The organism is Stutzerimonas balearica DSM 6083, assembly GCF_000818015.1.
Classification (GTDB): Bacteria; Pseudomonadota; Gammaproteobacteria; order Pseudomonadales; family Pseudomonadaceae; genus Stutzerimonas; species Stutzerimonas balearica.
Genome location: NZ_CP007511.1, coordinates 1,525,750 through 1,537,313, shown reverse-complemented (window position 1 = coordinate 1,537,313; position 11,564 = coordinate 1,525,750). Strand labels below are relative to the sequence as shown.

The 11,564-nt window shown below is 66.6% G+C and carries 7 protein-coding genes; 6 read left to right on the top strand and 1 reads right to left on the bottom strand.

Features of this window, described 5'->3' with window-relative positions; all coding sequences use genetic code 11:
- Positions 1-110: 110 nt before the first annotated feature.
- Positions 111-1,562, bottom strand: a complete 1,452-nt coding sequence (locus CL52_RS07035; protein ID WP_041106143.1) for a glyceraldehyde-3-phosphate dehydrogenase — start codon at positions 1,560-1,562, stop codon at positions 111-113.
- A 206-nt stretch (positions 1,563-1,768) separates the two neighbouring features.
- On the opposite strand from CL52_RS07035, the gene mfd reads away from it, so the two are divergent.
- From mfd to CL52_RS07005, 6 genes are all read left to right on the top strand, one after another.
- Complete coding sequence (gene mfd, locus CL52_RS07030; RefSeq protein WP_043219354.1) at positions 1,769-5,209, top strand: transcription-repair coupling factor; 3,441 nt, start codon at positions 1,769-1,771, stop codon at positions 5,207-5,209.
- Positions 5,210-5,218: 9 nt separating this feature from the next.
- Positions 5,219-5,740, top strand: coding sequence for a CsiV family protein (locus tag CL52_RS07025; RefSeq protein ID WP_043219353.1), 522 nt, complete (start codon positions 5,219-5,221; stop codon positions 5,738-5,740).
- 34 nt (positions 5,741-5,774) lie between these two features.
- Positions 5,775-8,096, top strand: a complete 2,322-nt coding sequence (locus CL52_RS07020) for a DEAD/DEAH box helicase (RefSeq protein WP_425288333.1) — start codon at positions 5,775-5,777, stop codon at positions 8,094-8,096.
- A 75-nt stretch (positions 8,097-8,171) separates the two neighbouring features.
- Complete coding sequence (locus CL52_RS07015) at positions 8,172-8,705, top strand: hypothetical protein (protein WP_043219350.1); 534 nt, start codon at positions 8,172-8,174, stop codon at positions 8,703-8,705.
- Between the two features lie 125 nt (positions 8,706-8,830).
- The gene (locus CL52_RS07010; RefSeq protein WP_041106153.1) at positions 8,831-9,856 is read left to right on the top strand and encodes a ligase-associated DNA damage response exonuclease; all 1,026 of its coding nucleotides are present in this window, start codon (positions 8,831-8,833) and stop codon (positions 9,854-9,856) included.
- Positions 9,853-11,550, top strand: coding sequence for an ATP-dependent DNA ligase (locus tag CL52_RS07005; RefSeq protein WP_043219348.1), 1,698 nt, complete (start codon positions 9,853-9,855; stop codon positions 11,548-11,550). Before CL52_RS07010 ends, CL52_RS07005 begins: the two co-directional genes overlap by 4 nt.
- The last annotated feature ends 14 nt before the right edge of the window (positions 11,551-11,564 follow it).

The window sequence follows — 11,564 nt, the reverse complement described above, 5'->3', positions numbered from 1 at the left end:
TTTTGACTGCAGACAAGCAAACCCTGAATAACGCCCAAAGGAAACTCGACCTCTGGGTAATAAAAAACGGGAGCCCTGAGGCTCCCGTTTTCTTTGGCGACCGCTGGCGATCAGCGCGGGAAGGCGGGTGGGTTGACCCCGGCCATTTCTTCCATGACGCGCACCACCTGGCAGCTGTAGCCGAACTCGTTGTCATACCAGACGTAGAGCACGACGCGGTTGTCGCTGCAGATGGTCGCCTCGGCGTCCACCACGCCAGCGTGGCGGGAACCGACGAAATCCGTTGAAACAACTTCCGGCGAGTTGACGAAGTCGATCTGCTTGTGCAGCTCCGAGTGCATGGCCACCTGACGCAGGTACTCGTTGATTTCGTCGCGGCTGGTCGCCTTCTCGAGGTTGAGATTGAGAATGGCCATCGAGACGTTCGGCGTCGGCACGCGGATGGCATTGCCGGTCAGCTTGCCCTTGAGCACCGGCAGCGCTTTCGCAGCCGCGGTCGCCGCGCCGGTCTCGGTGATCACCATGTTCAATGGAGCACTGCGGCCACGACGACTGCCCTTGTGGAAGTTGTCGATCAGGTTCTGGTCGTTGGTGTAGGAGTGGACGGTTTCCACGTGACCGTTGACGATGCCGTACTGGTCATTCACCGCCTTGAGCACCGGCACGATGGCGTTGGTGGTGCAGGAAGCCGCAGAGATGATCTTGTCGTCGGCGGTGATTTCGCCGTGGTTGATGCCGTGGACGATGTTCTTCAGCTCACCCTTGCCCGGCGCGGTCAACACCACGCGCGCGACGCCGGCACACTTGAGGTGCTGGCTCAGGCCTTCGGCATCCCGCCATTTGCCAGTGTTGTCGACCAGCAGGGCGTTCTCGATACCGTACTGGGTGTAATCGACCGAAGACGGATCGTTCGAATAGATCACCTGGATCAGGTTGCCGTTGGCGCTGATGGTGTTGCTGGCTTCGTCGATGGTGATGGTGCCATTGAACGGGCCATGAACCGAATCGCGGCGCAGCAGGCTGGCGCGCTTCATCAGATCGTTCTCCGCCCCCTTGCGCACGACGATGGCACGCAGGCGCAGCCCGTCGCCGCCACCGGTCTTTTCGATCAGGATACGGGCCAGCAGGCGGCCGATACGGCCGAAACCATAGAGCACCACGTCGGTGCCCTTGTGTCCTGCGGCGGCGTGACGCTTGTCGGCAACCGCCGACAGCTCGTCGCGCACGAACTGTTCCAGGCCGCGCCCTTCGCCCTTTTCCTTGTACTTGGCGATCATCTTGCCCAGGTCGATCGACGCCGCGCCCAGGTTCATCTCGCTCATGGTCTTGAGCACCTGGAAGGAATCGTGAACCGACAGCTCGGTCTCGTCAGCCAGACGGTGACGCGCGAAGCGATGGGCCTTGAGGATTTCGATGACCGAACGATTGATCAGGCCGCGTCCGTAGATCGAAGTCACCACGTTGTTGTTACGGTACAGCTGACCAATCAGCGGAATCATCGCTTCGGCGAGCGCTTCGCGGTCAATCCATTCACCAAGACACTGGTCGGGCTTCTGAGTCACGGGACAGTTCCTTCCACATGTAGGGGCTGAAAAAAGGGGCTACATTATGACGGCGCGCCAGGTGCGTGTCATCAGCCCTCCCCTGCCGGAAGATGAATGTCACTCCTTGGCGCCCGCCATTGTGCAGCGGACGAAACACTGACAGCCGCGCATGTCGATAGTTACAATCCCGCCGGCCTATTTTTCGATCGGAGCCACGCCCACTCGTGTCCGTCCTGCGCCTTGCGCCCCTGCCTGCCGCCGGCGGCAAGCAACACTGGGGCAACCTTTCCGGAGCTGCGCTGAGCCTGGCGATCGCCGAAGCCGCCAGCAACGCCAACCGATTCACCCTTCTGCTGACTGCCGATAGCCAGAGCGCCGACCGCCTGCAGGAAGAGCTCGCCTTCTTCGCCCCCGAACTCCCGGTGCTGCATTTCCCCGACTGGGAAACCCTGCCCTACGACCTGTTTTCGCCGCACCAGGACATCATTTCGCAGCGCATCGACACGCTCTACCGCCTGCCGTCGCTGGCCCACGGCGTGCTGGTAGTGCCGGTCACCACGGCCCTACATCGGCTGGCACCCAAGCGCTTCCTGCTCGGCTCCAGCCTGGTACTGGACGTCGGCCAGAAGCTCGAGGTCGAGGAGATGCGCACGCGCCTGGAGGCCGCCGGCTACCGTTGCGTCGACACGGTCTACGAGCATGGCGAGTTCGCCGTGCGCGGCGCACTGATCGACCTGTTCCCGATGGGCAGCGCGCAGCCCTATCGCATCGACCTGTTCGATGACGAGATCGAGACACTGCGCACCTTCGATCCCGAATCGCAGCGCTCGGTCGACAAGGTCGACTCGGTGCGACTGCTGCCGGCACGCGAGTTCCCGCTGAAGAAGGAAGCCGTCACGGGATTCCGTGCGCGCTTTCGTGAGCGCTTCGACGTCGATTTCCGCCGCTGCCCGATCTATCAGGATCTCTCCACCGGCATTACCCCTGCCGGCATCGAATACTACCTGCCGCTGTTCTACGACGAGACCGCGACGCTGTTCGACTACCTGCCAGACGACACCCAGGTGTTTTCCCTGCCCGGCATCGAGCAGGCCGCCGAGCAGTTCTGGAACGACGTGCGCAATCGCTACGAGGAGCGCCGCGTCGACCCCGAACGCCCCCTGCTGCCGCCGGCCGAGCTGTTCATGCCGGTGGAAGACTGTTTCGCGCGGCTCAAACACTGGCCGCGCGTGATCGCCAGCGCGCAGGACATCGAGCCGGGCGTGGGCCGGCAACGCTTCTCGGTGCAGACGCTGCCGGACCTGGCCATCGAAGCCAAGGCTGGCGAGCCGCTCGGCAAGCTGCGCCGCTTTCTCGACGAATACCCCGGCCGCGTCCTGTTCAGCGCCGAATCGGCCGGGCGCCGCGAGGTGCTGCTAGAGCTGCTGGCGCGACTCAAGCTGCGCCCGGTCGAGGTCGACGGCTGGCCCGGGTTCCTGCAAAGCCCGGAACGCCTGGCGATCACCATCGCACCGCTCGACGAAGGCATGCTGCTCGACGACCTCGCACTGATCGCCGAAAGCCCGCTGTTCGGCCAGCGCGTCATGCAGAGGCGGCGGCGGGAAAAGGGCCGCGACGGTGGCGACAACGTCATTCGCAACCTCACCGAGCTGCGCGAAGGCTCGCCGGTGGTGCATATCGACCACGGCGTCGGGCGTTACCAGGGGCTGGTCACGCTGGAGATCGAAGGCCAGGCGCAGGAATTCCTGCTGTTGCAGTACGCCGACGACGCCAAGCTCTACGTGCCGGTCTCCAGCCTGCACCTGATCGCCCGCTACACCGGCAGCGACGACGCGCTGGCGCCGCTGCACAAGCTCGGCTCCGAACAATGGCAGAAGGCCAAGCGCAAGGCCGCCGAGCAGGTACGCGACGTCGCTGCCGAACTGCTGGATATCTACGCGCGGCGCGCGGCGCGCCAGGGCTACGCATTCACCGATCCGCAGGTCGACTACGAAACCTTCGCCGCCGGCTTCCCGTTCGAGGAAACCCCCGACCAGCAAGCGGCGATCGATGCGGTGCGGGCCGATATGCTCGCGCCCAAACCGATGGACCGGCTGGTCTGCGGCGACGTCGGCTTCGGCAAGACCGAAGTCGCCATGCGTGCGGCCTTCATCGCCGTGCACGGCGGTCGGCAGGTCGGCGTACTGGTACCGACCACCCTGCTCGCCCAGCAGCACTACAACAGCTTCCGCGACCGCTTCGCCGACTGGCCGGTGCGCGTCGAAGTAATGAGCCGCTTCAAGTCCGCCAAGGATGTGCAGAACGCCATCACCGAACTCGCCGAGGGCAAGATCGACATCCTCATCGGCACCCACAAGTTGCTGCAGGACGACGTCAAGTTCAGCAATCTGGGGCTGGTCATCATCGACGAAGAGCACCGCTTCGGCGTGCGCCAGAAGGAGCAGCTCAAGGCGCTGCGCAGCGAGGTCGACATCCTCACCCTGACCGCCACGCCAATTCCGCGCACGCTGAACATGGCAGTGGCCGGCATGCGCGACCTGTCGATCATCGCCACGCCGCCGGCGCGGCGCCTGTCGGTTCGTACCTTCGTCATGGAGGCAAACAACCCGACCATCAAGGAAGCGCTGCTGCGCGAGCTGCTGCGCGGCGGCCAGGTCTATTACCTGCACAACGACGTGAAGACCATCGAGAAATGCGCCTCGGATCTACAGACGCTGGTGCCCGAGGCACGCATCGCCATCGGGCACGGGCAGATGCGCGAGCGCGAACTCGAACAGGTGATGAGCGACTTCTACCACAAGCGCTTCAACGTGCTGGTGGCCTCGACCATCATCGAGACCGGCATCGACGTGCCCAGCGCGAACACCATCATCATCGAGCGGGCCGACAAGTTCGGCCTGGCCCAGCTGCACCAGCTGCGCGGCCGCGTCGGGCGCAGCCACCACCAGGCCTATGCCTATCTGCTCACTCCACCGCGCAAGGCCATGACCGACGATGCGCAGAAGCGCCTGGAAGCCATCGCCAACGCCCAGGATCTCGGCGCCGGCTTCGTCCTGGCGACCCACGACCTGGAGATCCGCGGCGCCGGCGAACTGCTCGGCGAAGGCCAGAGCGGCCAGATCCAGGCGGTCGGCTTCACGCTCTACATGGAGATGCTCGAGCGTGCGGTCAAGGCCATCCAGAAAGGCGAGCAACCCAACCTCGAGCAGCCACTGGGCGGCGGCCCGGAGATCAACCTGCGCCTGCCGGCGCTGATTCCCGAGGACTACCTGCCGGACGTGCATGCGCGGCTGATCCTCTACAAGCGCATCGCCAATGCGGCCGACGAGGACGGGCTGAAGGAGCTGCAGGTGGAAATGATCGACCGCTTCGGCCTGTTGCCCGAGCCGACCAAGAACCTGGTGCGTCTGACGCTGCTCAAGCTGCAGGCCGAGAAGCTCGGCATCGTCAAGATCGACGCCGGGCCGCAGGGCGGGCGCATCGAGTTCTCGGCCGACACCTCGGTCGACCCGATGGTGTTGATCAAGCTGATCCAGAGCCAGCCCAGTCGCTACAAGTTCGAGGGCGCTACGCTGTTCAAATTCCAGGTCCCGATGGAGCGGCCGGAAGAACGCTTCAATACGCTCGAAGCGCTGCTCGAACGGCTCGCCCCGACTGACCAATAAGGACGCTCTATGCGGTTGTCGTACTGCGCCGCCGTGCTGGCGGCGCTGTTCTGCTCGCCCCTGCTGGCCGAGCAGCAATACCGGATCGAACTCATCCTGTTTCGCCAGGGCCCGGTCCTGCTGGCCAGCCGACCGGCACCGGACGACTGGGCGCAAGGCGCGCGGCTGCTGGGTAACCGCGACTATCGCGAACCGGCCCTGATGGCCCTGGCGGCGCAGCTGGTACCCGATCAGGGCTACCAGGTCCTGCTGCATCGTGCCTGGCGGCAACCGATTACCCTCGCTACGCAACCGGTCGCACTCGTCGCGGGCGAACGGCACTACGCGCACTACCCCGTGCAGGGCACCTTGCGCCTGCAGCCCGGACAATACGTGACCGCCGAAGCGACCTTCTGGATCAACCGCTTCGGCGCTTATGGCGAACTGCTCGGCAGCGAGCGCCTGAGCACGCGGCGGCGCCTGGAACCGAACCGGCTCAACTTCCTCGACAACCAAGGCCTCGGCCTGCTGATCAAGGTCACGCCGCCATGAGCGGTTGCGCAGTTCGCCAATGCAGGAGCGACGCGTGACGGCGCCCCGGGCCGAACGCCTGGTCGATGACCTGCAGCCCGCCCCGAGGCTCAGCCTTGGCAGCCACCTGGCGATCAACTACCAGCCAGGCAGCCAGCGCATGGCCAGCGAGTACCAGCACCGCGCCGGGTTGAGCTTCGTTTATGGCAACGCCGTGGTGCACGGCAAGCGCGACGGCGAGCGCCTGCGCCAGCCGGACGGCGACGAGCTCCTGCTGATTGCCCGCCAGCCACAGACCGAGCAGGCCTTGCGGCGGCAGCTCGAGGCCCTCGGCTTTCGCGTAGCGCTGCGTCAGAGCCAGGCGCTGCCGAGGGATTCGGCGGAGATGTACCTGCTGCCCAACGAAGATGCCTGGCTGCGTTTCGTCCGCGAGCAGTTGCCGGAGCTGCGTCGCCAGGGCTGGCAGATCGACATGCATCCGGGGTTTCTTTACGACCTGACGCCAATCGATGACTGGTACGCCGAAATCCACGAAGACGAAGCCGATAACGGCTTCGATCTCGATGTCGGCATTCTCGTCGACGGCCAGCGCATCGGGCTGCTGCCGGTACTGCTCAAGCTGATCCGCCAGCATGGTGATCTGCTGCGCCCTCGGCAGCTGCAGCAACGCAGCGACGACGACCAGCTGCGCATTCAGCTCGACCAGGCGCGGCGCAGCGATGGCCAGCCGTTGCAGGTACTGCTTCCCCTCGCGCGGCTGCGGCCGATCCTCGCCACGCTCGGCGAGCTGTATTTCGACGAGGCCCTCGAAGGCGGTCGGCTGCATCTGAGCCGCGAGGACGGCGCACGCCTGGCCGGCCTCGCCGACGCGGGGTTGCAGTGGCACGGCGGCGAAGCGCTGCGTGAAGCCGCGACCCGCCTGCAGCAGCTGCGCCAGGCGCCCCTCTCGCCGCCCAGTGGGCTCGGTGCAGCGCTGCGGCCCTATCAGCTGCAAGGGGTGGCCTGGCTGCAGGCCCTGCGCGAGCTGCACTGTGGAGGGATTCTTGGGGACGACATGGGCCTGGGCAAGACGCTGCAGACCCTCGCCCACCTGCTGATCGAGAAGGAGGCCGGCCGCCTCGACCGCCCTGCGCTGGTGGTGATGCCGACCAGCCTGATTCCCAACTGGCAGGACGAGGCCGCACGCTTCGCCCCGCAGCTTCGGGTACTGGCCCTGCAAGGCAGCGGCCGACGCAAGCACTTCGCCCAGCTCGGCGAATACGACCTCCTGCTGACCAGCTACGCATTGCTGACCCGAGACATCGAATCGCTGCGCCAGCAACCGCTGCACCTGCTGGTGCTCGATGAAGCGCAGAACATCAAGAACCCGTCGGGCAAGGCCGCGCAGGCCGTGCGCCGGTTCGACGCCAGGCAACGGCTGTGCCTGACCGGTACACCGCTGGAAAACCATCTCGGCGAGCTCTGGGCGCTGTTCGATTTCCTCATGCCCGGCTGGCTGGGTGATGCCAAGGCCTTCAACCGCGACTACCGCGCACCGATCGAAAAGCACGGCGACCCGGATCGCCTGGCCCATCTGAAAGCGCGGATCGCACCGTTCCTGCTGCGCCGGCGCAAGGAGGAAGTCGCCAGCGAGCTGCCCCCCAAGAGCGAGATGGTCCACTGGGTCGAACTCAACGAGGCGCAGCGCGAGCGCTACGAACATCTGCGGCTGGCCATGGATCGCAAGGTACGCGAAGAAATCGCCCGACGCGGGCTGGCCAGCAGCCAGATGGTCATCCTCGAGGCCCTGCTCAAGCTGCGCCAGGTTTGCTGCGACCTGCGGCTGGTCAAGGGCGAGGCGGGCACCCCCAGACAGGGCGAGGGTTCCGCCAAGCTCGACAGCCTGCTCGACATGCTGCGGGAGCTGGTCGCCGAGGGGCGCCGGGTGCTGGTGTTCTCCCAGTTCACCTCGATGCTTGCGCTTATCGAGCAAGCGCTGCAGCGGCACGCCATCGGCTACCTCAAGCTGACCGGGGACAGCCGCGATCGGCGCACGCCGGTGGCGCGCTTCCAGCGCGGCGAGGCGCCGGTGTTCCTGATCAGCCTCAAGGCCGGCGGCACGGGCCTGAACCTCACCGCCGCCGACACCGTGATCCACTACGCCCCCTGGTGGAACCCGGCGGTTGAGAACCAGGCCACCGACCGCGCCTACCGCATCGGCCAGGACAAACCGGTGTTTGTCTACCGGCTGATCACCCGCGGCACCGTCGAAGAGCACATCCAGCAGCTGCAACGGCGCAAGGCCGAGCTGGCGACCGGCGTGCTCGAGGGAGCCGCCCGCGAGCTGCCCGAGCTGCAGCCAGGCGATATCGAGGCGCTCTTCGCACCGCTGCCCTGAAGCTGCGCCCCAGGCTTTGCCCGCCGGCCGACATCGATTAACGTGCGCCAAGCCTTTCAAGGACGTGAACTCACCATGACCGACGCCCGCTATGAGATCGCCTTTTGCGGAGAGCTGCTGCCCGGGACCGACCCGGCTCAGGTCCGCGCCAACCTGGCCCGGCTGTTCCAGGCCGACGCCCAGCGCATCGCCCAGCTGTTCTCCGGGCGGCGCATCGTCATCAAGCAGAACCTCGACGCGGCCGGGGTGGACAAGTATCGACAGGCCATCGAGCGAGCCGGGGCACGGATCGAAGTCTGTCCGATGCCCGGCGAGATCGAGGAGATAGAGCTGGCACCCCCGCCAGCGGCGGCCGCACCGGCACCGGTCGGTCGCCTCGAGGTGGCACCGCGCGACGAATACATGGCTGCCTTCGCCGAGGTGCAGGCACCTGACTTCGGTATCGCGCCGATCGGTGCCGACCTGCAGGACGCCCGCCCCGCGGCCGCGGCACCGCCCCTCGATCTGTCCCGTTTCGACCTGGCGCCGGTCGGCAGCGACCTCGGCGAGCTGCCCCGCGAGACGGCAGGCAGCGTGCCGAACATTTCGCATCTGACCCTGGCGAACTGAGCGCCGCTGACGCAGCGCTTACACCAGCGCGTGCGACCGCGGTAAACCACGCCGCCGGCACGGCCAGCGAACTCGCGGGGCCGCGCCGGGTTCCAAACCAGCAAGCCCGCCACGCACCGTCTGCCATGGATCTTGTCGTCGCCCGCCCCGAAGGCCTGTACTGCCCGCCCGGTGATTTCTACATCGACCCCTGGCGCCCGGTCGAACGCGCCGTCATCACCCATGCTCACGGCGACCATGCGCGCTGGGGCATGGGGCACTACCTGGCCAGCCAGGACAGCCAAGGCATCCTGCGGGCACGCATCGGCGCCGATATGCCGCTGCAGACACTGGCCTACGGCGAAACCCTCGAGCACCACGGTGTTCGTTTGAGCTTTCACCCGGCCGGTCATGTACTCGGGTCGGCGCAGGTGCGCCTGGAGTACCGCGGCGAAGTCTGGGTGGCCTCCGGCGACTACAAGGTCGAGCCCGACGCCACCTGCGCGGCGTTCGAGCCGGTGCGCTGCCATACCTTCATCACCGAGTCCACCTTTGGCCTGCCGATCTACCGCTGGCCGGCGCAGGCCGAGGTGTTCCGCGAGATCAACGACTGGTGGCGGGCCAACGCCGCGGTCGGGCGCACCAGCGTGCTGTTCAGCTACGCCTTCGGCAAGGCGCAGCGCATCCTCCACGGGCTGGAAGCCGGCATCGGTCCGATCGTCGTGCATGGTGCCGTCGAACCGCTGAACCGGGTCTACCGCGAAGCCGGCGTCGCCCTGCCGGAAACCCTCTACGCCGGCGACCTGGCGAAGAGCGACCCACGCCTGAGACAGGCCATTGTCATTGCGCCGCCGTCGGCTGGCGGGAGCACCTGGATGCGCCGCTTCGGCGATTATGCCGACGCCTTCGCCAGCGGCTGGATGATGCTGCGCGGCACCCGCCGGCGGCGCGGCGTGGATCGCGGCTTCGTGCTCTCGGATCACGCCGACTGGCCGGGGCTGCTCTGGGCGATCGGCGAATCCGGCGCCGAGCGGGTGATGGTGACCCATGGCTCGGTGGCGGTGCTGGTGCGCTATCTGCGCGAGGTCCGGGGGCTCGATGCACAGGCCTTCGAAACCGAGTACGGCGAGGAAGACGACGTGCCGGCACAACAGGGCGATACCCCGGCATGAGAGCTTTCGCCGATCTCTATGCGCGCCTGGACGCGACCACGTCGAGCAACGCCAAGCTTGCAGCGATGCGCGACTACTTTCGTGAGGCGCCGGCCGAGGATGCGGCCTGGGCGGTGTATTTTCTGGCCGGTGGCCGCCCGCGCCAGCTGGTGCCGACGCGGCTGCTGCGGGAAACCGCAATGGCCGTCGCCGGAGTGCCGGAATGGCTGTTCGAGGAAAGCTACCAGGCGGTCGGCGATCTGGCCGAAACCATCTCCCTGCTGGTCCCCGAAGCGACACAGGCCAGCGACGAGGGGCTGGCGGTGTGGATGCAGGAGCGATTGCTGCCGCTACGTGGCCTGCCCCCCGAGACACTGGCAGAGCGCCTGCCTACGCTCTGGGCGCAGCTGGACCGGCACAGCCTGATGGTCAGCCTGAAGCTGATCACCGGCGCGTTCCGTGTCGGCGTGTCGCGCCTGCTGGTCACCCGCGCACTCGCGGCGTTGGCTGATCTGGACCCCAAGCGCGTGGCCCAGCGCCTGGTGGGTTATACCGACCTCTCCCACCGCCCCGATGCCGAGGGCTATCGTGCGCTCATTGCCGCCGAATCCGAGCACGAGCACGCCCAGCGCGGCGGTCAGCCCTATCCGTTCTTTCTCGCCCATCCGCTGCAGGCGGTTCCGGAGCGCTTCGACGAGCTGCTTGGCCCGCCGGCCGACTGGCTGGTGGAATGGAAGTGGGACGGCATTCGCGCCCAGCTGGTCAAGCGCGACGGAATGATCTGGATCTGGTCGCGCGGCGAGGAACTGGTCAGCGAGCGCTTCCCCGAGCTATGCGAACTGGCCGGTTGCCTGCCCGACGGCACGGTGATCGACGGCGAGATCGTGGTCTGGCAACAGCCCTCGCCGCAGGCCCGCCTGGCTGCCGATGATGAGGCCGAGTTGCCGGCCCCACGTTTCGGCGTCCAGCCCTTCGCCCTGCTGCAGCAGCGCATCGGCCGCAAGAACCTCACCGCCCGGGTACTGCAGGAGGCGCCGGTAGCGGTGCTCGCCTACGACCTGCTCGAGTGGGGAGGTGAGGATTGGCGCAAACGGGAACATCATCTGCGTCGTCGCCAGCTCGAGGCACTGGTCGAGCGCTGCGCGAACCCGATCCTGATGGCCTCGCCGCTGCTGGAGGCCGACAGCTGGGCCGAGCTGGCGCGCCAGCGCGAGGCCTCGCGCCGCCTCGGCGTCGAAGGGCTGATGCTCAAGGCACGCGCCGGCCAGTATGGCGTCGGCCGCACCCGCGATGTCGGGCTCTGGTGGAAATGGAAGGTCGAGCCCTACTCGATCGATGCCGTGCTCATCTATGCCCAGCGCGGCCACGGCCGCCGCGCCAGCCTCTATACCGATTTCACCTTTGCCGTCTGGGACGGCGCGCCGGGTGATCCCGAACGCAAACTGGTGCCCTTCGCCAAGGCTTATTCCGGGCTAACCGACGAGGAGATGCGCCAGGTCGACGCCATCGTGCGCAAGACCACGGTGGAGAAGTTCGGCCCGGTGCGCAGCGTCACGCCAACGCTGGTCTTCGAACTCGGCTTCGAGGGCATCGCTGCCAGCAGCCGGCACAAGAGCGGCATCGCCGTGCGTTTCCCGCGCATGCTGCGCTGGCGCCACGACAAGCCGGTGGAAGAAGCCGATACGCTGGAGACGCTCAAGGAGCTGCTGGGATGATCGCCCGGCCCTGC

Bases quoted from the DNA above. Each gene is read 5' to 3' on its own strand.
- CL52_RS07025 (WP_043219353.1), top strand. From the start codon at position 5,219: ATGCGGTTGTCGTACTGCGCCGCCGTGCTGGCGGCGCTGTTCTGCTCG.
- CL52_RS07005 (WP_043219348.1), top strand. From the start codon at position 9,853: ATGAGAGCTTTCGCCGATCTCTATGCGCGCCTGGACGCGACCACGTCG.
- CL52_RS07015 (WP_043219350.1), top strand. From the start codon at position 8,172: ATGACCGACGCCCGCTATGAGATCGCCTTTTGCGGAGAGCTGCTGCCC.
- CL52_RS07010 (WP_041106153.1), top strand. From the start codon at position 8,831: ATGGATCTTGTCGTCGCCCGCCCCGAAGGCCTGTACTGCCCGCCCGGT.